Consider the following 22,333-nt stretch of genomic DNA (forward strand, 5'->3'; position numbering starts at 1 on the left):
GATCGACCCATGCGCGCACTCCGCACCCTGGCCCTGCTGCCGCTTATCCTGCTTAGCCTGTTGGGCAGCAGCGCGGCACTGGCCGAGCGCCTCTATCAGGTGGAGGTGATCGTCTTCCGCCAGTCCGGCGAAAATGGTTCAGGCGGCCAACTGCCGCCGGACGACTGGGCTCAGAACGCCCTGCCGGTCGATGCCAGCAGCAGTCGCGCCCCAGCACTGACTAGCGAGGCGAGCAAGCTCAACCCTGCCAACGGTTATCAGGTGCTGCTGCACCAGGCCTGGTCACAGAGCCTCGGCGACTCGACCAGCAGCGTCGCCATCAGCACTGGCAACGAGCAGTTCGGCCACTACCCGGTACAGGGCCGCATCAGCCTTAGCGGAGATAGCCTGATCGAGCTCGACAGCGATATCTGGGTCAACCAGTTCGACCAGAGCGGCCTGCTCAGCGAAAGCGAACGAATCAAGCAGAGCCGCCGCCTGAAAAGCGGCGAGCTGACGTTTATCGATAACGGCAGCCTGGGCCTGCTGATTCGCGTCAGCCCACTCTAAGCGCATAAAAAAGGGCCGCATTGCGCGGCCCTTGCTTACTCCATCGACACCGACTCAGCTGGTCAGCACGCGGGCCAGGACGGTCTTCACCTTGCCCATCCCCTCATCCAGGGCGCGCTCGATTTCCGCCATGGTAATCAGCGCCGCGGACTTGCCCGCCGCCGGGTTTACCACCAAAGCCAGGCAGGCGTATGGCAGAGCCAGTTCACGGGCCAGCGCCGCTTCCGGCATGCCGGTCATGCCGACGATATCGCAGCCATCGCGCTCCATGCGGGCGATCTCGGCCACCGTCTCCAGGCGCGGTCCCTGGGTGCAACCGTACAGGCCGTGACTGCTGAACCCACAGCGCTCAGCGCTCAGGGCTTGCGCCAGCTTGCCGCGCAGGCCGGCATCGTAGGGGTGGCTGAAGTCCACATGGGTCACATGCTCCAGCTCGCCCTCATAGAAGGTGTGCTCACGCCCGCTGGTGTAATCGATGATCTGGTGCGGCAGACAGAAGTGTCCGGTGACCATGGCCGGGTGAATCCCCCCCACCGAATTGACCGCAATAATCGCCTTGGCCCCAGCCTCGCGCAGCGCCCAGAGATTGGCGCGGTAGTTCACCTGATGCGGCGGTATCCGGTGCGGGTGTCCGTGGCGGGCGAGGAACAGCACCTCGCGCCCGGCATACTCGCCCTTGAGCACAGGTGCGGAAGGCGCCCCATAGGGCGTATCCAGATGCAATGCCGCAGTGATGGTCAGGCCATCCAGGCGGGTCAGGCCTGTACCACCGATAATGGCGTAAACAGTCATCCAATCTTCCTCAATCGATTAATTGCGCGGCACGCAACGCGCCAACCGCTTCCAGCCAGCGCGGGTCCCGCCGATATTCAACACCCGGAAAGGCCTGGCGACGCATGCGCGCCAATCCCTGCGGTACACACACCTTGAGGCGCTGCAGAGCTCCCAGCGCCAACTCCGCCGCAGCACGGTCATTGCAGACCAGGCCCATGTCGCAACCGGCGCTGAGCGCCGCCTCGATACGGCACGCCGCATCGCCGACCACATGAGCCCCGGCCATGGACAGGTCGTCGCTGAAAATCACCCCGGTAAAACCCAGCTCGCCGCGCAGAATATCCTGCAACCAGCGCCGCGAGAAACCCGCCGGCTGGCTGTCTACCTGAGGGTAGATCACATGGGCCGGCATCACCGCCGCCAACTGCCGGCTCAAGCGGGCAAAAGGCAGCAGATCGACTGCACGGATCTGCTCGAGGCTGCGCTCATCCAGCGGAATGGCCACATGGGAATCCGCTTCGGCCCAGCCATGGCCGGGAAAGTGCTTGCCGGTCGCCGCCATGCCCGCCGCGTTCATGCCGCAGATAAAGGCCGCGGCCAGGTCGCTGGCACGCGCCGCATCGCCTTCGAAGGCGCGACTGCCAACCACCGCACTACGCTGGTGATCGAGGTCCAGCACCGGCGCGAAGCTCAGGTCCAGACCGACCGCCAGAACCTCGCGGGCCATGATCCAGCCGCAATGCTCGGCCAGAACTTCGGCATTGGCGTTATCGGCAATCGCGCGCATCGCCGGCAGACGCACAAAGCCCTGACGCAAGCGCTGCACCCGCCCACCTTCCTGATCCACCGCCAGCAGCAGATCGGGGCGTACGGCACGGATGGCCGCAGCCAGCTCGCGCACCTGGCGCGGTTCTTCGATATTGCGCGCGAACAGAATCAGACCGCCGACTTCGGGCTGACGGAGGATCTGTCGATCCTCGGCCGTCAGCCAGGTGCCGGCGATATCCAGCATCAGTGAACCTTGCATGCTTGAACTCACAACCCATCCTTAAATAAGAGGCGCAGCCGCCCACTGCGGGCACGGGGCCTCGTCGATGCGCACGGCACAATGCACCGGCACCTGGGAAAACAATACCAGCAGGTCGCTATTGCGCAGGCGCACGCAACCATGGGAACGCGGCACCCCCATGGGCTCGGTATCCGGTGTGCCGTGCAGGTAAATATAACGGCGAAAGGTATCGACCTCGCCCAGCCGATTACGCCCAGGCTCGCAGCCACTGAGCCAGAGGATACGACTGAGAATCCAGTCGCGTCCGGGAAACTGCCCGTGCAAGTCTGCCGACCAGACCTCGCCGGTCCAACGCCGCCCACGCAGCACGGCCCCCAACGGCAAGCCCTCGCCGATCTTCGCCCGCACCTGATGCAGGCCGCGCGGCGTGCAGCCGGAGCCATTGCGCTCGCCCGGACCATTGAGCGCGGTGGAAACCTTCAGGCGCAACAACAGCTGCCCGTCGGCAAAGCCGTACAGGCACTGATCGGCCAGGGAGATATGCAGAAAATCGAGAGTTGCCATGGGCGGCTAGCTTAGGGGCTGACGCAGCATCAACACAAGCCGCGTCGCTGCCCCACAGCCCCTGGCGGATCGCCCGCCAGGCCCACCAGGCCCCTTCAGACTTTGCCGGAAGCGGCTGCCGTTTTGGTCCGCGGCTTGAGCTGGGCACTGGCCAGGGCTTCGTCGCTCAGCCCGGTTTCCGAACGCATACCGGCCGCCAGGAAAGGCACCATCAGGCGCATGACCTGCTCGATCGAGGTATTGACCCCGAAATCGGTTTCCGCCATGGCCCGCAACGCCTTGATCCCGGACATGCTGAACGCCGCAGCCCCCAGCATGAAATGCACCCGCCAGAACAGCTCCAGCGGCGGAATCCGTGGAGCGGCTTCGTGCACCAGGAGCATATAGCGACGGAATACCTTGCCGTACACCTCTTCCAGGTACTTGCGCAGATGGCCCTGGCTCTGGCTGAAAGCCAGCCCCAACAGGCGCATAAATATCGACAGGTCGTTGCCGCTGCGCGGCTTGACCGCCAAGGCCAGCTCAACCAGCAACTCAAGCAGTTCTTCCAACGGAATCTTGCTTTCCGGCTTGGCCTGGCGGCGATCCAGCTCACGCTCGAGGCTTAAGCAGAAGGGACCGAGAAAGCGTGAGAAGACCGCCTGGATCAGGGCCTTCTTCGAGCCGAAGTGGTAATTCACCGCCGCCAGGTTGACCCCGGCCTTGCTGGTGATCAGGCGCAGCGAAGTTTCGGCGAAACCTTTCTCCGCAAACAACTGCTCTGCTGCATCGAGAATGCGTTCAACGGTTTCCGACTGGGCCATGACTCTTTTCATCTGAACAAACACTTGTTTGAAACATACGTTTCAGCCGCCCGCCTTGTCAAGTCGGGCAAACCATCTTGTGGCTGAGCAGTCACGTGTGCCGAGCAAAACTGTACCGACACTGGCTAGACGAACGCCAGATCGGCCAGGTAACAGCGCCTCACTATACAAGCTCAATGGCGCTTTACTCAGTAGAGATCGGCACAGAATGATTGCCAACGCCAGATCACTGTATATAATCCCAGTCACTGTACAAAAAAACAGAGACAGCCATGCTCAAACTGACGCCGCGCCAAGCTGAAATTCTCGCCTTTATCAAACAATGCCTGGAAGACAATGGCTACCCGCCAACCCGTGCAGAAATCGCCTTGAAACTGGGTTTCAAATCACCCAACGCGGCCGAAGAGCACCTCAAGGCCCTGGCCCGCAAAGGGGCCATCGAAATGACCCCCGGGGCTTCGCGGGGCATCCGTATTCCCGGCTTCGAACCCAACGCCGAGGAAGAAGAAGGCCTGCCGGTGATTGGCCGGGTTGCTGCGGGGGCCCCCATCCTCGCTCAACAGCATGTTGAAGAGTCCTGCCGAATCAACCCGGAGTTCTTTCACCCCAGGGCGGATTACCTGCTGCGCGTTAGAGGCATGAGCATGAAGGACATCGGCATCTTCGATGGCGACCTGCTGGCCGTGCACACCACCCGCGAAGCCCGCAACGGTCAGGTGGTGGTGGCGCGTCTCGACGACGAAGTCACGGTCAAGCGCTTCAAACGTGAAGGCAACAAGGTCTGGCTGATGGCCGAGAACCCCGAATTCGCCCCGATCGAAGTGAACCTGGAAGAACAGGATCTGATTATTGAAGGCTTGAGCGTCGGCGTTATCCGCCGCTAGTGGAGGATCTATGCAGTTCCCACAATCCCTGGACCACACACAGCTGCCCCTGTTCGATGCGTTTCTGGCATCAACGGTGAACCCACTGCTTGCCGATGGCACCGAACTGCCCTGGCAGGATGAGACAGAGGCGTTCAGTGAACTGTCGCTGCGTGGTGCAGCCGGGCACTGCCTGAACCTTCTCGCGCCGATCTTGCGTGAGCTCAGCGAAAACCACGACGAACGCTGGCTGACCCTGATCGCCCCGCCCTCGAGCCTCACCCAAACCTGGCTGCGCGAGGCGGGCCTGAACCGCGAACGTATTCTGCTGCTCCACCCAAGTGGCAAACAAAGCGCGCTGGAACTGGCGCAACAGGCTCTGAAACTGGGCCGCAGCCACACCGTGGTCAGCTGGCTGCACCCGCTCGAACGCCAGGCGCGGCAACGGCTTGAGCAGGCCGCACGTCAGGGCAAGGCGCAAAGCCTGAATATCAGCCTGGGATGATTGACCAGAGATAAGGCACAGGGACTGTGCGTGTCAGCCAGCAGCAAGCGGATGCGGGAATTATCTAACGCGAACAGCGCGTGCTGGCTCGGAGCCCGGAAGAATTCTGCAATCAATGCAGAACCCGCGGCCCCTCTTCATGCTGAAAGTTGTTTTCCGCCAGACGGCCGGCCATCTGCACACCGACATTGAGCATGGCCTTGGCCACCTCGACATGCTGGCCTTGCAGGAACGCCTTGGCACCGTCGGAAAAATCCAGCACCACCAACGACTCTTCATCCTCTGCACGACGCAGGGCAATGCGTCCGTCGGGCAGCTCGACAATTTCCAGGAATGATGTAGGCATTGGCTTGGCTCTCCACGAAAGGCCGCTATTGTAACAGCCGACCCGGGCTCGCCCTAGTCCGCCGGTCCAATCAGCCGGTTACCACTCGCTCAGGGTATGCCGAAAGCGCTGCGCCAAAGCCTTCAGCTGCTGACGCCAGGCCTCGAGGGTTTCCCGTGCCAGAGGTGCCGCATCCTCATCCAGGCTGACCGCCGTGATCAGTGGGGTGGCGGGATCGACCTTGGCCTTCTTGCCGGCCTGCGGTGGCTGAAACAGCTCGGCATAGGCTTTGAGCAACTGCGCGACCCAGCTGTCCGCTGCCCGCGCCAGCTCGACCAGTTCGCCCAGCTCCTGACTCGGTGCCGCCTGCAACACCTCTTCGGTGAGAAAGCGCTCGGCTTGCGCTGCCGCGCTATCCGGCAAACGGTAATAGCCGGCGATCTCATGACACAGGCCTAGCAAGGCTCCATACAGATGAAACAGCGCAGCCTCGCGCTCAGCCTGAATCAGGGCCAAGGCATTGACACTCTGACCCAACTCGGCCTTGCGCCAGGATTCGAGCGCAAGGCCGGCGTAGAAGATTTTCTGATTGGTACGGGTATAGAGTTCATGGGCCATGGCGGCATCCTCCACAACGGATCGATTAAGCATACGCGCGCCCGCAGCTCACGGGCGCGCACTTAGTCAGATCAGCTCTTGTCTTCCACCTTCCACTTGCCGCCATCGTAGAAAGCACGCCAACCGGTGGGCTTGCCATCGACCTCGGTCTGCACGTACTGCTCCTTGGTCTTGCGGCTGTAGCGAATCACTGCGGCGCGGCCTTGCGGATCTTTCTTCGGCGCATCGCAGAGGAAGTGGTACTTGGGATCGATCTCATCCTTGTGCGGGATCAGCTCCTGCACCAGCGGCGCGCGGGTTTCGCGATTCTTCGGAAACTGACTGGCAGCCAGGAACAGCCCCGAAGCGCCGTCGCGCAAGATATAGGTGTCGTTGACCTTCTCGCACTTGAGCTCCGGCATCTTCACCGGATCCATTTTCGGCGGCGCGGCCTCACCGCTTTTCAGCAGCTTGCGGGTGTTCTTGCATTCGCTGTTGGTACAGCCGAAGAACTTGCCGAAACGCCCGGTCTTGAGCTGCATCTGACTACCGCACTTGTCGCACTCCAGGCTCGGCCCTTCGTAGCCCTTGATCCGGTACTGGCCCTGCTCCACCTCATAACCCGCGCAATCGGGGTTATTACCGCAGATATGCAACTTGCGGGTTTCATCCAGCAGGTAGGCGTCCATGGCGGTCGAACAGATCGGGCAGCGGTGCTTGCCGAGCAACACCAGAGATTCGGACTCGCCCTCGTCGTCCGCGGCAATTTCGTCGCCCGGGACCAGATTGACCGTGGCCTTGCAGCGTTCTTTAGGCGGCAGGGCATAACCGGAACAACCGAGGAAGACCCCGGTTGAGGCGGTACGGATGGTCATCGGCCGAGCGCAATCACGGCAAGGGATATCGGTCAGGGTTGGCAGGTTGGCACGCATGCCGCCCTCGCCCGCCGCGGCCACTTCGAGCTTCTTCTTGAAGTCGCCATAGAACTCGTCGAGCACATGCTTCCACTCGCGCTCGCCCTGGGCCACATCGTCCAGGTGCTCTTCCATGCCGGCGGTAAAGCCGTAGTCCATCAGGTTGGAGAAGCTCTCGGCCAGACGTTCGGTGACGATGTCGCCCATCTTCTCGGAGTAGAAACGGCGGTTGTGCAGCGCCACGTAACCGCGATCCTGGATGGTGCCGATAATCGCCGCATAGGTCGACGGGCGACCGATGCCACGCTTTTCCATCTCCTTGACCAGGCTGGCTTCCGAATAACGCGCCGGCGGCTTGGTGAAGTGCTGGCTCGGATCGAGCTTGATCAGCTCGAGCACTTCGCCCTGGTTCATTTCCGGCAACACATCGTCATCGCCCGGCTTGCTCAACTGCGGCAACGCCCGGGTGTAACCGTCGAACTTGAGGATGCGGCCCTTGGCGCGCAGTTCGAACTGCGCCGCTGTCACGGTAACCGTGGTCGACAGGTACTCGGCCGGCGGCATCTGGCAGGCCACGAACTGACGCCAGATCAGCTCGTACAGGCGCTCGGCGTCACGCTCCATGCCGGACAGCTGGGTCGGCTTGAGGTTGACGTCGGAAGGACGAATCGCTTCGTGCGCTTCCTGGGCCCCTTCCTTGCTGCTATAGGCAATAGGATTGGCCGGCAGGTACTTCTTGCCGAACTCGCCCTCGATAAAGTCACGCACCATGGTCACGGCATCGGCCGAGAGATTGGTCGAGTCGGTACGCATATAGGTGATGTAGCCGGCCTCATACAGACGCTGGGCCATCATCATGGTCTTCTTCACCCCGAAGCCCAGGCGATTACTGGCCGCCTGCTGCAGGGTGGAGGTGATAAAGGGTGCCGAAGGCTTGCTGCTGGTCGGTTTGTCTTCGCGCTTGCTGATGCTGTAACTGGAGGCTTTCAGCGTAGCCAGGGCCGCCATGGCCTGGGCCTCGTTCAGCGGTTTGAAGGCCGCACCGTTCTCGCGCGCCACTTCAAAGCGCACCGTGGCGTCCTTGGCAGTGCCCAGATCGGCATGCACTTCCCAGTACTCTTCCGGGACGAAGGCGCGAATTTCTTTCTCGCGCTCGACCACCAGCTTCACCGCCACCGACTGCACACGGCCGGCCGACAGGCCGCGGGCGATCTTGGCCCACAGCAGCGGCGAGACCATGTAACCCACTACACGATCGAGAAAACGCCGGGCCTGCTGGGCGTTGACCCGATTGATATCCAGCTCGCCGGGCTTGGAAAACGCTTCCTGGATCGCCTTCTTGGTAATTTCGTTGAACACCACGCGCTTGTAACGACTGTCGTCACCACCGATGGATTCGCGCAGGTGCCAGGCAATGGCTTCCCCCTCGCGGTCCAAGTCGGTTGCGAGATAGATGGTGTCGGCATCCTTGGCCAGGCGGCGCAACTCCTCGACCACCTTCTCCTTGCCCGGAAGGATCTCGTACTTGGCCTTCCAGCCGTGCTCGGGATCGACCCCCATACGGGCAAACAGTTGGCGTTTGGCCTTTTCCTTGGGTGACAGCGCCGGCACTTCGCCGGCAGCGGCCTTGCCGCGTTTGGCCGGTTCCTTGGCCGTGCTCGCCGAACCACTGGTAGGCAGGTCACGGATATGGCCGATGCTCGACTTCACCACGTACTCGTTGCCCAAGTACTTGTTGATGGTCTTGGCCTTGGCCGGGGATTCCACGATGACCAGCGATTTGCCCATGGATTGGAAAATTCCTGAAATTCGATAAATAAATGCGGGAGGCGTGTTGCTGCCTGCTAGCGCGGCACCGCTATATATAGTGGTGGTTAAGCCGAGGTCAAGGGCAGCAATGGCCCGATATCAGCTCAAGACTTGGTAAAAACGGCGTTTTCCGCCTGGATCAGAGCAAAACGCGGAACCTTCTCGCCGTCCACCTCGACACTTTCGCAGAACATCTCCAACGGTCGCACCCACAGGCCAAACTCGCCATACAGCGCCTGATAGACCACCATCGACTGCTCCGTTTCGGAATGTTTGGCTACGCCAAACACCCGGTATTCAGGGCCTTTGTAGTGGCGGTAGAGGCCAGACTGCAATTGCATGAGTGAATTCCTTGAAGATTTTCTGCTGATAAACAAAAACCGGGGCACCTGGCCCCGGTTTTTCCGTTTCTTACAGCCAGTAAAGCTTACAGGCGTTCGAAGACGGTGGTGATGCCTTGGCCGAGACCTACGCACATGGTCGACACACCGAAGGTGCCGCCATTCTGCTTCATCACGTTGAGCAGGGTACCGGAGATACGTGCACCGGAACAACCGAACGGGTGACCCAGGGCGATAGCGCCGCCATGCAGGTTGACCTTCTCTTCCATCTTGTCGAGCACTTTCAGGTCCTTCAGCACAGGCAGGGCCTGGGCAGCGAAGGCTTCGTTGAGTTCGAAGAAGTCGATGTCATTGATGCTCAGGCCGGCACGCTTGAGGGCTTTCTGGGTCGAGGGTACCGGACCGTAACCCATGATCGCCGGATCGACACCGGCCACCGCCATGGCGCGAATCACGGCCATTGGCTGAATGCCGAGGTCCTGGGCGCGCTGGGCGCTCATGACGATCATGCAGGAAGCGCCGTCGGTGATCTGCGAGGAAGTACCCGCCGTCACGGTGCCGCCTTTCGGGTTGAACGCAGGCTTCAGTGCAGCCAGGCTTGCCAGGGTAGTTTCCGGACGAATGGTTTCGTCGTAGTCAAATACCTTGAGGAAGCCGTTCTCGTCGTAGCCTTGCATCGGGATGATTTCATCCTTGAACTTGCCTTCGACGGTGGCCTTTTGCGCCAGACGGTGCGAACGCTCACCGAAGGCATCCTGCTGCTCACGGCTGATGCCATGCATCTTGCCAAGCATTTCAGCAGTCAGACCCATCATGCCCGAGGCCTTGGCCGCGTACAGCGACAGGTGCGGGTTTGGATCGACGCCGTGCATCATGCCAACGTGGCCCATGTGCTCCACACCGCCGATGACGAACACGTCACCGTTGCCGGTCTGGATCGCCTGCACAGCAGTGTGCAGAGCGCTCATGGACGAGCCGCATAGGCGGCTCACAGTCTGGCCAGCAGCTGTGTGCGGGATCTGGGTCATCAGCGACGCCATGCGCGCGATGTTCCAGCCCTGCTCCAGGGTCTGGTTGACGCAGCCCCAGATCACGTCTTCCACTTCGGCCGGATCGACCTTGGTGTTACGTGCCAGCACGCCGCTGATCAGGTTGGCCGACATGGTTTCGGCACGGGTGTTGCGATGCATGCCGCCCTTGGAACGACCCATCGGGGTACGACCGAAGTCGACGATGACTGCATCTCTAGGATTCAGGCTCATAAATTCACTCTCGCTCTAGTCGTTGCGCGATTAACCGAAAAACTTCTGGCCATTAGCGGCCATTTCGCGAAGCTTGGCAGTCGGGGTGTACAGCGCGCCCAGCTCGGCATATTTGTCGGCCAGGGCAACGAACTCAGCGACTCCGACGGTATCGATGTAACGCAGCGCACCACCGCGGAACGGCGGGAAGCCGATGCCGTAGATCAGGCCCATATCGGCCTCAGCAGCGGTGTCGACGATGCCGTCTTCCAGACAACGCACGGTTTCCATGCACAGAGGAATCATCATGAAGTTGATGATGTCTTCATCAGTCACTTCACGCTGCTCGGTGACGATGGACTTGAGCAACTCGTAAGCCTGCGGGTCGATGACCTTCTTCGGTTTGCCGCGCTTGTCCATTTCGTACGAGTAGAAGCCCTTGCCGTTCTTCTGACCCAGGCGATCGGCTTCATACATCACGTCAACCGCAGTACGGCCTTCAACCGCCATGCGATCCGGGAAGCCTTCAGCCATCACGTCACGGCCGTGGTGACCGGTGTCGATACCGACCACGTCGGACAGGTACGCCGGGCCCATCGGCCAGCCGAACTTCTCCATGACCTTGTCGATACGCACGAAGTCGACGCCGAATTCGAGCAGTTTGGAGAAACCGCCGAAGTACGGAAACAGCACACGGTTGACCAGGAAGCCCGGGCAGTCGTTGACCACGACCGGGGTCTTGCCCATCTTCTTGGCGTAGGCAACGGTGGTGGCCACGGCCACTTCGCTGGACTTCTCGCCACGAATCACTTCAACCAGCGGCATCATGTGCACCGGATTGAAGAAGTGCATGCCAACGAAGTTTTCCGGACGCTTGAGGGCCTTGGCCAGCAAGTTGATGGAAATGGTCGAGGTGTTGGACGCCAGGATAGCGTCTTCTTTAACCACGCCTTCCACTTCGGCCAGCACGATCTGCTTGACCTTGGGGTTCTCGACGACCGCTTCGACAACGATATCGACAGCACCGAAATCGCCATAGGACATGGTCGGACGAATGGCGGTGAGGGCCTCGGCCATCTTCGCCGGAGTCATACGACCCTTGGCAACGCGGCCGCCCAGCAATTTGGAAGCCTCGGCCAGGCCCATCTGGATACCCTCTTCACGGATATCCTTCATCAGGATCGGGGTGCCCTTGGAAGCGGACTGGTAGGCGATACCGCCGCCCATGATGCCGGCACCGAGTACGGCAGCCAGTTTCACGTCTTTGGCGATTTCGTCGTACTGCTTGGCTTTCTTCTTCAGGTCCTGATCATTCAGGAACAGGCCGATCAGGCTGGCAGCAACCGGCGTTTTAGCCAGCTTGACGAAGCCGGCAGCTTCCACTTCCAGCGCTTTGTCGCGACCGAAGTTGGCGGCTTTCTGAATGGTCTTGATGGCTTCAACCGGGGCCGGGTAGTTCGGGCCGGCTTGACCGGCGACGAAACCCTTGGCGGTTTCGAAGCACATCATCTGCTCGATGGCGTTGAGCTTGAGCTTGTCCAGCTTGGGCTGACGCTTGGCCTTGTAGTCCAGCTCGCCGGAGATGGCGCGCTTGACCAGGTCCAGTGCTGCGGCCTGGAGCTTGTCGGCGGCCACAACGGCATCCACAGCGCCCACTTTCAGAGCATCGGCAGCGCGGTTTTCTTTGCCGGCAGCGATCCACTCGACGGCGTTATCGGTACCGATAACCCGTGGCAGACGCACGGTGCCGCCGAAGCCCGGGTAGAGACCCAGTTTGACTTCCGGCAGACCGACCTTGGCGCTTTCGACCATGATGCGGTAATCCGCCGCCAGGCACATTTCAAAACCACCGCCCAGGGCGATGCCATTGATAGCGACTACGGTCGGAACATTGAGGTCTTCAAAATCATTGAAGATCTTGTTGGCTTCGAGGTTGCCAGCCACCAGCTCTGCGTCCGGCAACTTGAAGTTGTCGACGAACTCGGTGATGTCGGCACCGACGATAAATACGTCTTTGCCACTGGTGACAATCACGCCCTTGATCGAACCATCAGCCTTGATCGCATCAACGGATTGACGCAGTTCATTGAGGGTAAGACGGTTGAATTTGTTGACGGATTCACCCTTGAGGTCGAATTTCAATTCGACGATGCCACTCTCAAGAGCCTTAACCGTGATGGCTTTACCTTCGTAAATCATCAACTGATCTCCACGGTATGGAAGCTGAACAGTACACATCGGAGCCAACCAGCAAGCTACTCAACGGCTATAGCCGCCTCAGAGTAGCCCCAATCAGCCTGGCACACCCACCGACGCGATAATCGGGCTGTAAAGGCGGTGCCTTAGAAGACAAACGCTCAATTCATACGCCCGTTTGATTTGGGTGTGCACACCATCAAGGAAAAGCCCCAACTTGTCAATTAGCCTGTTAGGGCTTGCGCGCCGTACAAAAAATTACGTTTCGGCGCAGGTAACGGCTGCGCAAACTCTGCAGAGAACAGGCGATCATTGGCATCGATATCCGCTCATTCGGCGCAAGCATGGCATTGCTGCGACTTCCGCCGAATGCCTGGAAAAATCCCCGGCCTGCGGGTACAGTCGCCGCCATACAGCCGCTCCAGAGCGGCCGCAGCCACAACAATAACAATCAGCTAGCGCCCACCAACGCGGGCGCACGGAGTTCCCCCATGTCGAGCCGCCTGCTTGCCAGCGCCTTGAGCACCCTGCTCGCAATCACCCTGCCCCTGCTGAGCCTTGCAAGCCAAGCCGCAGAGCCGGCCAACCAGCTGCTCCAGCTGCATAAACTACGTCTGGCGGCGCAAAAAAGCCTGGGGGATTTTTATATGTTCAACGGCATGGAAGGCGATCAACGCTACGAGCGGATGATCAACGAGTCGCGGGCAGCGGTCAGCACCCATCTGAATGCGCTCACCGACATGCCGGGGGACGGCTCCAGGGCCCTGCGCGCCCAGCTCGAGCAGCAATGGCAAGGCTATCAGCTAGATCTGAACAACCTGACCGTCGCCCTCAAGACCAATGGCTTCACCGACCTGCAGCCGGTGGCCGACCTGGCGGACAGCAACAGCCAGCTTATGGCCCTGGGTCTTGAGCTGTACAACAAGCTGCAGCAGGAGAGCGCCTACGCAGTGAGCCCAATGACCCAGCGCAGCCGCGAGCAAAGCCTGCTGATGCAGGCCATCGCCGTCGATTACGCATCGCGCAGTGCCTCGGTGGGCGCAACCTTTATGGGGGGTGGCGAAAGCCGGCCGATCGAGGAGCTGGTTAATGAGTTCGCCAGCAAGCTCAGCGCACTGGAGAAAGAACCGAAGAACAGCGCACAACTTCGGCAATCCTGGGGCAACGTAGCGACCAAATGGCGCTATATTGAAAACTCGCTGATCAATTACAACGAAAACAGCGTGCCTTTCCTGGTCAACAAATACGCCGAAACCATTATTCAGGGCAGCGAAGAGATCGCCAGCCAGTACGCCGCCAGCCAGCTCTGAAGCACCACAGCCACAGCATTCGCTTTACCGGCCTGCCTGGCCGTCTCTCGCCCAGCGCTTGCGCTGGGCTTTCTTTTGGATGTGTTGCATAAGGGCAGGCCCGAACGCTGCCCTGCGAGGACAAGCTGTAGGTGCGCTGTGCGCACCGGGATTTGCAGCCTGCGTAGACACACAGCAATGCAGGTGACGAATTTCTGGCACACACGACCTGGGCGACCGCGAGCAAACCACGGCCTCTCGCCCGCCTTAACACGCAATGGCTACACCGCCTTGCTTATACTCAAGCCCTTAGCTGCAGAAAGTCGGCAATCCGCTGCAGCGCCTCTTCACCACCCCGCTCACCCCAGCAGAGCGCAACCATCTTCGTGCTCGCCTCGACCTTGAACACGTCCGCCGGCAATTCGAGCAACTGCGCCAACAGCGCGCCGTCCTCGCAAGGCTCACGCCATTTGTTCAACCACTGGCCAGGCTCGCCCTGCCAGTAACACCAGCTATCCTGCCGCCCACGCCGCGCACTGTGATACTGGGGGCACGGGCTCGGCGGCAACTGCGCCAGCCAATGGGGCCAGTCCTGCGGCATCAGCTGCATGGCCACACCCATGCGTCGCGCTTGCAATCGCACATCCATTTGCCCACGCTGGCGGCGTGACGGCAGCAGCGCTGCCAGCGGACTGAGGGCGATCGCCACCAGCACTAAAGGTATCCAAGGACTCATATACTTATCTCGCAGGCAAAAGCCTGTCATCAGCGCTCAGGACAGCCATACTTGAGCTATTCAACCGTCCTTTATTAAGGAGTCACCCATGCCCTACCAGCATATTCTGGTTGCCGTCGACCTCACCGAAGAATGCGACCCGGTCATGCACCGTGCCCAGAAGCTGGCAGCTGCCAGTGGTTCCCGCCTGTCCGTGGTGCATATAGTCGAACCCATGGCCATGGCCTTCGGCGGCGACGTACCGATGGATCTGTCGATGCTCCAGCAGCAGCAATTCGACCAGGCCCGCGAACGCCTGGACAGCTTTGCCGGCAAATATCCGACAGTGACCGCCGACCACCGACATCTCGCCTATGGCCAGCCGCGCCAGGAAATCCACCGCCTGGCCGAGGAGCAAGGCTGCGACCTGATCATTGTCGGCAGCCATGGTCGTCACGGCCTGGCCCTGTTACTCGGCTCCACCGCCAACGACGTACTCCACGGTGCCCCTTGCGATGTCCTCGCCGTGCGCCTGAAAAAGGCCGAATAACGCCGTTTCCGGCACCATTCGACGCACATCAATCAGGCGTTTCGCCCGAACTCATGACCAACGGGCGAATCTTCTGCAACTGGGTTTCCAGCGAGTAGCTCATGCTCGACGACATCGAGAAGAAGGTCAGGAAGGCCTTGAGGTTGGAGTCGCCCTCGCAGGTGTCGTGAATCCGCTGCCAGAAGGCCTGATTGACCAGCTGCAACTGCTGGAACATGCGCACCAACCCCTTCAGCTCCCAGTCGGCATGCCGGCCTTCACGAAAATTGAAATATTGCCGGCTCAGGTACAGCGACACGGTGCGCAGGGTGAACTCCTGATTGCTGGCAAAAGGCAGATGATTCTGCGCCATGGGCCGTAGCTTGCCCAGTATCGGGCAGGCGCTGGTGGCCATGATCACCCCAAGCAGCGAACGCAGGGCCTCTTCCAGGCTCACCAGCTTGGTGTACTCGCGCTCCGGCGTACGCACCCAGACCGCGGCTTTCTTGAACGCCGGCAAGCCCTGAAAGTCCTCAATCACCCGGTGCAGATCGACCGCTGCCGGGCAATGGCTGAAATTGTCCTTGCTCAGCGGGCAGTTACTGCACTGCTGATGCCCCAGACGGGCCCAGGCCGGCGCGGCCTGGACGGCCTCCACGGCATAGGCACGGTCCAGCTCGATGCGATAGCTGAACTGGTGATCGTCGTCGAGGGTAATGCGGTACTCGATGGCCATGGATGCTCCGCCAGACTTCTTGATGTTCTGTGTGAAGGTATGCGACAGGCTTACCGAGGCTTAGCCTTCCAGCTCGGCCCAGCGCTCGACCAACTGCTCCAGCTCGTGCTGCACAGCCTGCAAACGCGCCAGGGTCGCTGCGGTGTTCTCCGCAGGCTGCTGATAGAACTGCGGGTCGCCGATCTGCGCCTCGAGGCTGGCCACCTGTTGTTCCAGGCTATCGATCTGCCCCGGGATGGCCTCCAGCTCGCGCTGCAGCTTGTAGCTCAGTTTTTTCTTGCTGGCCGCTGCCGGCACGGCCACGGGCTCCGCAGCAACCGGGGCCTCGACCACCGCCGAGGCCAGCTCGGGCTTGCCGGCCTTGCTTTCGCCGACACCGAGCAGGCGCGGCGAACCGCCCTGGCGCAGCCAGTCCTGGTAGCCGCCAACATATTCGCGCACCCGGCCTTCGCCCTCGAAGACCAGGGTGCTGGTCACCACATTGTCGAGGAAGGCCCGGTCGTGACTGACCATCAGCACGGTGCCGGGGAAGGTCAGCAACACCTCTTCCAGAAGCTCCAGGGTTTCCACGTCCAGATCGTTGGTCGGTTCGTCCAGCACCAGCAGGTTGGCCGGTTTGCTGAACAGCTTGGCCAGCAGCAGGCGCGCGCGCTCGCCGCCGGACAAGGCCTTGACTGGGGTCCGCGCGCGCTGCGGGCTGAACAGGAAATCGCCGAGATAACTCAATACGTGACGGTTCTGCCCGTCGATCTCGATAAAGTCGCGGCCTTCGGCGACGTTGTCGATCACGGTCTTTTCCAGATCGAGCTGGTGACGCAACTGATCGAAGTAAGCCACGTCGATGCGTGTGCCTTCCTTCACCGTGCCGCGGGTCGGCTGCAGGCCGCCGAGCATCAGTTTGAGCAGCGTGGTCTTGCCGGTACCGTTGGCCCCGAGCAGGCCGATGCGGTCGCCGCGTTGCAGCACCATGGAGAAGTCCTTGACCAGGAACGGGCCGTCGGCATGGGCAAAGCTGACATCCTCCAGCACCATCACCTGCTTGCCGGACTTGTCCGCGGTTTCCAGCTGGATATTGGCCTTGCCGGTGCGCTCGCGACGTTCGCTGCGCTCCACGCGCAGGGCCTTCAAGGCACGCACACGACCTTCGTTACGGGTGCGACGGGCCTTGATGCCCTGGCGAATCCATACCTCCTCCTGGGCGAGCTTCTTGTCGAACAGGGCGTTGGCGGTTTCCTCGGCGGCCAGGGTGGCCTCCTTGTGCACCAGGAAGCTGGCGTAATCACCGTTCCAGTCGATCAGGCCGCCGCGATCCAGCTCGAGAATGCGCGTGGCCAGGTTCTGCAGGAAGGAACGGTCGTGGGTGATAAACAGCACCGCCCCCTGGAAACCGCTCAGTGCCTCTTCCAGCCAGGCGATGGCACCGATATCCAGGTGGTTGGTCGGCTCGTCGAGCAGCAGCAGATCCGGCTCGCAGACCAGCGCCTGGGCCAGCAGCACACGGCGCCGCCAGCCGCCGGACAGTTCGGCCAGGGTCTTGTCGGCAGGCAGCTGCAGGCGACTCAGGGTGCTGTCGACCAGTTGCTGCAAGCGCCAGCCATCACGGGCCTCAAGGTCCTGCTGAACATGCATCAGCTTGTCCAGATCGGCCTCAGTGACACAGTGCTGCGCCAAGTGGTGGTATTGCGCGAGTAGCTCGCCGACGCCGTCCAGACCCTGGGCGACCACATCGAACACGGTCCGCTCGTCGGCCAGGGGCAATTCCTGGGGCAACTCGCCGATCTTCAGCCCCGGGGCGCGCCAGACCGAGCCTTCATCGGGCTTCTGATCGCCCTTGACCAGCTTCATCATGCTCGACTTGCCGGTACCGTTGCGGCCGATGATGCACACCCGCTCACCGCGGGCAATTTGCCACGAAACCTTGTCCAGCAGCGGCATAGCGCCGTAGGCCAGGGAAACATCGGTGAATTTGAGCAGGGTCATGGTGTGCCTCAACAAGTACGACAGGTGGCAACGACTGACAGCGCAAAGGCCCGGTATAGACGCGCCGAAACACGTCTGACCCGGTTCGCTGGTCCGTCTCACCAGAAAAATCATTTGCCGCCGTCCACTGGACGCCAACAAAAACAGGGCGCGCATTCTAACCGAGAAGCGCTCCGGCATCGCGGGCAATTTTTAGTCGCAGGACAAACGCCTTCCGGCCTTCACCCCTCCCCGGCAAAGGACTAAGCTAGCGTAATCAAGCGTCTCTAGCCTGGAAGTGTCATGCGCGGTTCTCTGCTCAATCTGTTGTCCTGCCTCCTGATATCCACCCTCAGCGCCTCTGCGGTGCATGCAGCCACGCTCGCCCAGCAACGCCAGTATTACGATCAGGCCAAGGCCGCCCTGGCCAAAGGCGACAAGGGGCCTTACCAGCGCCATGCCAGCGCCCTGCGCGACTACCCGCTGGAACCTTACCTGGCCTATGACGAGCTGACCGCGCGTCTGAAATCGGCGAGCAACGACGAAATTGAGAAGTTTCTCGCCGAGCACGGCGACCTGCCGCAGATCGGCTGGATGAAACTGCGCTGGTTGCGCTGGCTGGCCGAACGCGGCGAGTGGCAAACCTTCGCCAATCACTATGATCCGGCGCTGAACTTCACCGAACTGGACTGCCTCTATGGCCAGTACCAACTGAGCCATGGCATGCGCGCCGAGGGCCTGGCCACCGCGGAGAAGCTCTGGCTGGTGGGCAAATCCCAGCCCAATGCCTGCGACCCGCTGTTCGAGCGCTGGGCCGCCGAGGGCCAGCTCAGCGAACAGAAGCGCTGGCAGCGCGCCAAGCTGGCGGCCGAGGCGCGCAACTACGGCCTGGTCACCCATCTGATCAAAGGCATGCCGACCCTGGGCAGCCAGGGCAAGACACTGCTGGAGGTGGCGCAGAAGCCCGAACTGCTCAAGCAGACCGCGCGCTTCAGCCAAACCAACGCGACCATGGCCGATGTGGTCGGCCTGGGCCTGCGCCGCCTGGCCCGCCAAGACCCCGAAACCGCCCTGCGCCTGCTCGATAGCTATGCCGCACGGATGAAGTTCTCCAGCGAAGAGCAGGTGGCCATCGCCCGCGAAATCGGCCTGACCCTGGCCAAGCGTTTCGATCCGCGCGCCCTGCAGGTCATGGCCAAGTACGATCCCGAGCTGCGCGACAACACCGTCAGCGAATGGCGCGCCCGCCTGCTGCTGCGCCTGGGGCGCTGGAATGAAGCCAACCTGCTGACCCGCCAGATGCCCGCCGAACTCGGCAACACCAACCGCTGGCGTTACTGGCAGGCGCGCAGCCTGCAGCTGGCGCAACCCAACAGCCAGGAACCCAAGGCGCTGTACCAGGCCCTGGCCAAGGAGCGCGACTTCTATGGCTTTATGGCCGCCGACCAGGTTCAGGCCCCCTACCAGCTGAACAACAAACCGCTGGCCCTGAACCCGAAAACCGTGCAGAAAGTACGCAATTCGGCGGCCATTCGCCGCGCTCTGGAGTTCCACGCCCGCGGCCAGATCGCCGATGGCCGCCGCGAGTGGTACAGCGTCAGCCGTCTGTTCAGCCGCGACGAGATGGTCGCCCAGGCCCGCCTGGCCTATGACATGGGTTGGTACTTCCCGGCCATCCGCACCATCAGCCAGGCGCAGTACTGGGACGACCTGGACGTACGCTTCCCCATGCCCCACCGCGAGCAGCTGGTGCGCGAAGCGAAGAACCGCGATATCCACTCCAGCTGGGTATTCGCCATCACCCGCCAGGAAAGCGCCTTTATGGCCGATGCCAAGTCCCACGCCGGGGCCATGGGCCTGATGCAGCTGATGCCCGCCACCGCCAAGGAAACCGCCAGGCGCTTCGGCATCCCGCTGTCCTCGCCGCAGCTGGCCTACCGCCCGGAAATCAATATCCAGCTGGGCGCGGCCTACCTGAGCCAGATCTATGGCCAGTTCAATGGCAACCGGGTACTCGCCTCCGCCGCCTATAACGCCGGCCCAGGCCGTGTGCGCCAGTGGTTGCGCGGTGCGGATCACCTGTCCTACGACGTGTGGATCGAGAACATCCCGTTCGATGAAACCCGCCAGTATGTGCAGAACGTACTGTCCTACTCGGTGATCTACGGCGAGAAGCTCAACGCGCCGCAACCCCTGGTGGCCTGGCACGAGCGTTACTTCGACCAGTAACGGCTAAACCCGCACGCTCAACAGCCTCTGTTGAGCGTGCATGGCCTCCTCTACTCCAGCACCTGCACCGGCATATCCAGCGCCAGCTGTCCTTCGCCGCAGGCGATCAGGTTCTGCCCGAAATACACCTCGCCCTCGCGCTGGCGATAGGTCTTCAAGGTGCTCAGCGGTTCACGATCGGCGCTGCGTTCGCCGGTCTGCGGGTCCAGTGTGGTCATGATGCAGCGCGAGCAGCCCTTGACCACCCGGAACTCCAACGCGCCGATGCGAATCCGCTTCCAGCTGTCCTCGGCATAGGGCTCACTGCCCGCCACCACCAGGTTCGGCCGGAAGCGCAGCATCTCCAGCGGCCGCCCGACCCGGGCCGACAGGTCGTCCAGCGACGCCTGGCCGATCAGCAGCAGGGGAAAACCATCGGCAAAGGCCACCTTGTCGCCCACTTCGGCATAGGCGGTATCGACCTGCCGCGCATAGGCGGCCGGCACCTGCACCAGGCGACAGGCGCGGCCGAGCAACTGGCTCAGCCACAGCGCCGCGGCCTCGCCGGCATCGGGCACCTGCAGGCTGTCGCGCCAGATGGTGACTGCGCGCAGTTCGGCCCGCCGCCCCGGCAGCGCAACCCTCAGCTCGGACATGCCGGGAGCCCTGAGCAGCAGTTGTTCGGCCCCCTGCCAACGCGCCTGCAACTGGCTCATCTGCGGCAACAGGCGCTGGGTCAGAAAGCGTCCAGTCCCGGCATCGACTACCATCCAGCGACGGTCACCCGCGACGCCCAGGGCATCCAGCCCAGATTCCCCGAGGGATTCGCCTGCAGCAGACTTCAATGGATATCGGTACAACCCGGAGAGATACATGAACCCGCGCTCCTTCTGGCAAAACGCCCTTATACGAGTAACCCGCCGCGCCCACAAGTCAACCTTGGTGTTACCCCTGACATGGCTGCTGGCCGCCTGCAGTGGCAGCCCGGCAGAGAACCTGGGCATCCATGACGGTCGCCTGACCCCCTGCCCGGACTCGCCCAACTGCGTCAACAGCCAGGCCAGCGATCCCAGGCACGCGATACAACCGCTACCGCTCAAGGGGTCGGCGCAAGCCACCCAGGCGCTGCTCAAGCAAGTGCTCGCCAGCGAACCGCGAACGCGCCTGGTGGAGGAAAGCCCGGGATACCTGCGCGCGGAATTCAGCAGCAGGCTGATGCGCTTTGTCGACGATGTGGAATTTATGATCGGCGAGGCCGCCGTCGATGTACGCTCGGCGTCACGCCTGGGTTACGCGGATTTCGATGTCAACCGCGAGCGTATCGAGCGACTGCGCCAGCGCCTGAACGAGTAGCACGCCTGGCTTATTCCTGCGGGTGCAAGAGCGCCAAACGCTCGTGCACCACATCCACCAGCTTGTCCGGCTGGAACTTGGAGAGGAAGTTGTCGCAGCCGACCTTCTTCACCATGGCCTCGTTGAAGCTGCCGGACAGCGAGGTGTGCAGCACCACATAAAGATCCTTGAGACGCGGATCATTACGAATTTCAGTGGTCAGGCGATAGCCGTCCATCTCCGGCATCTCCGCATCGGTGATCACCATCAGCAGCTTTTCATGCACATCGACCCCGGCGTCGGCCCAGCTCTTCAGCAGGTTCAGGGCACGCAGGCCATCGCTCGCGGCATGGCAGCGGACATCCAGTTGCGCCATGGTGCCCTTGAGCTGACTCATGGCCACACTGGAGTCGTCAACCAGCAGCACCTCACGGCCGCGGGCAAACTCCAGCAGCGGATCGGCGAGTTTTTCCGGGGACACCTTGGTGCTCATCGGGGTGATTTCCGCCAGCACCTTTTCCACGTCGATCACTTCGACGATCTGCTCTTCGACCTTGGTGATCGCCGTCAGGTAATGCTGACGCCCGGCACCACCGGGCGGTGGCAGGATGGACTCCCAGTTGAGGTTGAGAATGCGCTCGACCCCGCCGACCAGAAACGCCTGCACCGACCGGTTGTACTCGGTGACGATGATGGTGCTGCGCTCATCCGGGACGATGGGGCGCATGCCGATGGCCTGGGACAGATCGATCACCGGCAGGGTCTGCCCGCGCAGGTTGACCACCCCGCAGACAAACCGATGACGCTGCGGCATCAGGGTCAGTTTGGGCATCTGCAGGACTTCCTGCACCTTGAATACGTTGATCGCGAACAACTGCCGACCAGCCAGGCGGAACATCAGAATTTCCAGGCGATTCTCACCCACCAACTGGGTGCGTTGATTCACTGAGTCGAGAATCCCGGCCATCATGTACTCCTGTTCACGTATCGGTTTAGCCTAGCTGAAGTAGCCATAGCCTGATATATCGGCCAGTTGCCGCGCATCTGAAAGCAGATAGCGCTGCGCCATCATGCG

General features: G+C 61.6%; 22 protein-coding genes. 7 read left to right on the plus strand and 15 right to left on the minus strand.

Annotation, left to right across the window (positions count from 1 at the left end; all coding sequences use genetic code 11):
* Positions 1–9: 9 nt before the first annotated feature.
* Positions 10–549, plus strand: a complete 540-nt coding sequence (locus AACY13_RS12355; RefSeq protein WP_339461882.1) for a CsiV family protein — start codon at positions 10–12, stop codon at positions 547–549.
* A gap of 54 nt (positions 550–603) precedes the next feature.
* Here AACY13_RS12355 and AACY13_RS12360 read toward each other — a convergent pair whose 3' ends face one another.
* The 4 genes from AACY13_RS12360 to AACY13_RS12375 form a co-directional block, all read right to left on the minus strand.
* Positions 604–1,341 (minus strand): S-methyl-5'-thioinosine phosphorylase, encoded by a 738-nt coding sequence (locus AACY13_RS12360; protein ID WP_339461883.1) that lies wholly within the window; start codon positions 1,339–1,341, stop codon positions 604–606.
* Positions 1,342–1,351: 10 nt separating this feature from the next.
* On the minus strand, positions 1,352–2,350 hold the full coding sequence (nagZ, locus tag AACY13_RS12365) for a beta-N-acetylhexosaminidase (protein ID WP_339461884.1): 999 nt from the start codon (positions 2,348–2,350) through the stop codon (positions 1,352–1,354).
* A 21-nt stretch (positions 2,351–2,371) separates the two neighbouring features.
* Positions 2,372–2,896, minus strand: a complete 525-nt coding sequence (locus AACY13_RS12370) for a L,D-transpeptidase (protein ID WP_339461885.1) — start codon at positions 2,894–2,896, stop codon at positions 2,372–2,374.
* 95 nt (positions 2,897–2,991) lie between these two features.
* Positions 2,992–3,699 carry a TetR/AcrR family transcriptional regulator gene (locus tag AACY13_RS12375; protein ID WP_339461886.1) on the minus strand — a complete coding sequence of 236 codons (708 nt, stop codon included), beginning with the start codon at positions 3,697–3,699 and terminating at the stop codon, positions 2,992–2,994.
* A 272-nt stretch (positions 3,700–3,971) separates the two neighbouring features.
* Here AACY13_RS12375 and lexA point away from each other — a divergent pair, with 272 nt between their 5' ends.
* Together lexA and sulA are read left to right on the plus strand one after the other, a co-directional pair.
* A complete protein-coding gene (gene lexA, locus AACY13_RS12380; RefSeq protein ID WP_339461887.1) occupies positions 3,972–4,583 on the plus strand; it encodes a transcriptional repressor LexA in 612 nt (203 codons plus the stop codon).
* Between the two features lie 10 nt (positions 4,584–4,593).
* Positions 4,594–5,067, plus strand: coding sequence for an SOS-induced cell division inhibitor SulA (gene sulA, locus AACY13_RS12385; protein ID WP_339461888.1), 474 nt, complete (start codon positions 4,594–4,596; stop codon positions 5,065–5,067).
* A gap of 112 nt (positions 5,068–5,179) precedes the next feature.
* Here sulA and AACY13_RS12390 read toward each other — a convergent pair whose 3' ends face one another.
* From AACY13_RS12390 to fadB, 6 genes are all read right to left on the minus strand, one after another.
* Positions 5,180–5,413, minus strand: a complete 234-nt coding sequence (locus AACY13_RS12390) for a hypothetical protein (RefSeq protein ID WP_339461889.1) — start codon at positions 5,411–5,413, stop codon at positions 5,180–5,182.
* A 78-nt stretch (positions 5,414–5,491) separates the two neighbouring features.
* Positions 5,492–6,010, minus strand: a complete 519-nt coding sequence (locus AACY13_RS12395; RefSeq protein ID WP_339461890.1) for a DUF6586 family protein — start codon at positions 6,008–6,010, stop codon at positions 5,492–5,494.
* 71 nt (positions 6,011–6,081) lie between these two features.
* Positions 6,082–8,691 carry a type I DNA topoisomerase gene (gene topA, locus AACY13_RS12400; protein WP_339461891.1) on the minus strand — a complete coding sequence of 870 codons (2,610 nt, stop codon included), beginning with the start codon at positions 8,689–8,691 and terminating at the stop codon, positions 6,082–6,084.
* A 125-nt stretch (positions 8,692–8,816) separates the two neighbouring features.
* Positions 8,817–9,053, minus strand: coding sequence for a DUF1653 domain-containing protein (locus AACY13_RS12405; RefSeq protein ID WP_339461892.1), 237 nt, complete (start codon positions 9,051–9,053; stop codon positions 8,817–8,819).
* Between the two features lie 86 nt (positions 9,054–9,139).
* Positions 9,140–10,315 (minus strand): acetyl-CoA C-acyltransferase FadA, encoded by a 1,176-nt coding sequence (gene fadA, locus AACY13_RS12410; RefSeq protein WP_339461893.1) that lies wholly within the window; start codon positions 10,313–10,315, stop codon positions 9,140–9,142.
* A gap of 30 nt (positions 10,316–10,345) precedes the next feature.
* On the minus strand, positions 10,346–12,493 hold the full coding sequence (fadB, locus tag AACY13_RS12415; protein WP_339461894.1) for a fatty acid oxidation complex subunit alpha FadB: 2,148 nt from the start codon (positions 12,491–12,493) through the stop codon (positions 10,346–10,348).
* 488 nt (positions 12,494–12,981) lie between these two features.
* On the opposite strand from fadB, the gene AACY13_RS12420 reads away from it, so the two are divergent.
* Positions 12,982–13,800, plus strand: a complete 819-nt coding sequence (locus AACY13_RS12420) for a hypothetical protein (protein ID WP_339461895.1) — start codon at positions 12,982–12,984, stop codon at positions 13,798–13,800.
* Between the two features lie 280 nt (positions 13,801–14,080).
* Here AACY13_RS12420 and AACY13_RS12425 read toward each other — a convergent pair whose 3' ends face one another.
* Positions 14,081–14,515 (minus strand): hypothetical protein, encoded by a 435-nt coding sequence (locus AACY13_RS12425; RefSeq protein WP_339461896.1) that lies wholly within the window; start codon positions 14,513–14,515, stop codon positions 14,081–14,083.
* Positions 14,516–14,603: 88 nt separating this feature from the next.
* On the opposite strand from AACY13_RS12425, the gene AACY13_RS12430 reads away from it, so the two are divergent.
* Complete coding sequence (locus tag AACY13_RS12430) at positions 14,604–15,044, plus strand: universal stress protein (RefSeq protein ID WP_339461897.1); 441 nt, start codon at positions 14,604–14,606, stop codon at positions 15,042–15,044.
* A gap of 28 nt (positions 15,045–15,072) precedes the next feature.
* On the opposite strand, the gene AACY13_RS12435 is transcribed toward AACY13_RS12430, so the two are convergent.
* Complete coding sequence (locus AACY13_RS12435) at positions 15,073–15,759, minus strand: DUF6901 family protein (protein ID WP_339461898.1); 687 nt, start codon at positions 15,757–15,759, stop codon at positions 15,073–15,075.
* Between the two features lie 60 nt (positions 15,760–15,819).
* A complete protein-coding gene (locus AACY13_RS12440; RefSeq protein WP_339461899.1) occupies positions 15,820–17,739 on the minus strand; it encodes an ATP-binding cassette domain-containing protein in 1,920 nt (639 codons plus the stop codon).
* 282 nt (positions 17,740–18,021) lie between these two features.
* Here AACY13_RS12440 and AACY13_RS12445 point away from each other — a divergent pair, with 282 nt between their 5' ends.
* Positions 18,022–19,947, plus strand: a complete 1,926-nt coding sequence (locus tag AACY13_RS12445; RefSeq protein WP_339461900.1) for a transglycosylase SLT domain-containing protein — start codon at positions 18,022–18,024, stop codon at positions 19,945–19,947.
* A 50-nt stretch (positions 19,948–19,997) separates the two neighbouring features.
* On the opposite strand, the gene AACY13_RS12450 is transcribed toward AACY13_RS12445, so the two are convergent.
* Positions 19,998–20,801: an MOSC domain-containing protein gene (locus AACY13_RS12450; RefSeq protein ID WP_339461901.1), complete on the minus strand. Its 804-nt coding sequence runs from the start codon at positions 20,799–20,801 to the stop codon at positions 19,998–20,000.
* Between the two features lie 67 nt (positions 20,802–20,868).
* Between AACY13_RS12450 and AACY13_RS12455 the strand changes: the two genes are divergently transcribed.
* On the plus strand, positions 20,869–21,279 hold the full coding sequence (locus AACY13_RS12455; RefSeq protein WP_339461902.1) for a DUF1499 domain-containing protein: 411 nt from the start codon (positions 20,869–20,871) through the stop codon (positions 21,277–21,279).
* Between the two features lie 10 nt (positions 21,280–21,289).
* On the opposite strand, the gene AACY13_RS12460 is transcribed toward AACY13_RS12455, so the two are convergent.
* Positions 21,290–22,225 carry a chemotaxis protein CheV gene (locus tag AACY13_RS12460; RefSeq protein WP_339461903.1) on the minus strand — a complete coding sequence of 312 codons (936 nt, stop codon included), beginning with the start codon at positions 22,223–22,225 and terminating at the stop codon, positions 21,290–21,292.
* Positions 22,226–22,333 lie beyond the last annotated feature (108 nt).

The organism is Pseudomonas sp. EA_105y_Pfl2_R69 (genome assembly GCF_963970915.1).
Lineage (GTDB): Bacteria > Pseudomonadota > Gammaproteobacteria > Pseudomonadales > Pseudomonadaceae > Aquipseudomonas.

Coding starts and splice junctions, on each gene's coding strand:
- AACY13_RS12355 (WP_339461882.1), top strand. CDS start 10: ATGCGCGCACTCCGCACCCTGGCCCTGCTGCCGCTTATCCTGCTTAGC.
- AACY13_RS12360 (WP_339461883.1), bottom strand. CDS start 1,341: ATGACTGTTTACGCCATTATCGGTGGTACAGGCCTGACCCGCCTGGAT.
- nagZ (WP_339461884.1), bottom strand. CDS start 2,350: ATGCAAGGTTCACTGATGCTGGATATCGCCGGCACCTGGCTGACGGCC.
- AACY13_RS12370 (WP_339461885.1), bottom strand. CDS start 2,896: ATGGCAACTCTCGATTTTCTGCATATCTCCCTGGCCGATCAGTGCCTG.
- AACY13_RS12375 (WP_339461886.1), bottom strand. CDS start 3,699: ATGGCCCAGTCGGAAACCGTTGAACGCATTCTCGATGCAGCAGAGCAG.
- lexA (WP_339461887.1), top strand. CDS start 3,972: ATGCTCAAACTGACGCCGCGCCAAGCTGAAATTCTCGCCTTTATCAAA.
- sulA (WP_339461888.1), top strand. CDS start 4,594: ATGCAGTTCCCACAATCCCTGGACCACACACAGCTGCCCCTGTTCGAT.
- AACY13_RS12390 (WP_339461889.1), bottom strand. CDS start 5,413: ATGCCTACATCATTCCTGGAAATTGTCGAGCTGCCCGACGGACGCATT.
- AACY13_RS12395 (WP_339461890.1), bottom strand. CDS start 6,010: ATGGCCCATGAACTCTATACCCGTACCAATCAGAAAATCTTCTACGCC.
- topA (WP_339461891.1), bottom strand. CDS start 8,691: ATGGGCAAATCGCTGGTCATCGTGGAATCCCCGGCCAAGGCCAAGACC.
- AACY13_RS12405 (WP_339461892.1), bottom strand. CDS start 9,053: ATGCAATTGCAGTCTGGCCTCTACCGCCACTACAAAGGCCCTGAATAC.
- fadA (WP_339461893.1), bottom strand. CDS start 10,315: ATGAGCCTGAATCCTAGAGATGCAGTCATCGTCGACTTCGGTCGTACC.
- fadB (WP_339461894.1), bottom strand. CDS start 12,493: ATGATTTACGAAGGTAAAGCCATCACGGTTAAGGCTCTTGAGAGTGGC.
- AACY13_RS12420 (WP_339461895.1), top strand. CDS start 12,982: ATGTCGAGCCGCCTGCTTGCCAGCGCCTTGAGCACCCTGCTCGCAATC.
- AACY13_RS12425 (WP_339461896.1), bottom strand. CDS start 14,515: ATGAGTCCTTGGATACCTTTAGTGCTGGTGGCGATCGCCCTCAGTCCG.
- AACY13_RS12430 (WP_339461897.1), top strand. CDS start 14,604: ATGCCCTACCAGCATATTCTGGTTGCCGTCGACCTCACCGAAGAATGC.
- AACY13_RS12435 (WP_339461898.1), bottom strand. CDS start 15,759: ATGGCCATCGAGTACCGCATTACCCTCGACGACGATCACCAGTTCAGC.
- AACY13_RS12440 (WP_339461899.1), bottom strand. CDS start 17,739: ATGACCCTGCTCAAATTCACCGATGTTTCCCTGGCCTACGGCGCTATG.
- AACY13_RS12445 (WP_339461900.1), top strand. CDS start 18,022: ATGCGCGGTTCTCTGCTCAATCTGTTGTCCTGCCTCCTGATATCCACC.
- AACY13_RS12450 (WP_339461901.1), bottom strand. CDS start 20,801: ATGTATCTCTCCGGGTTGTACCGATATCCATTGAAGTCTGCTGCAGGC.
- AACY13_RS12460 (WP_339461903.1), bottom strand. CDS start 22,225: ATGGCCGGGATTCTCGACTCAGTGAATCAACGCACCCAGTTGGTGGGT.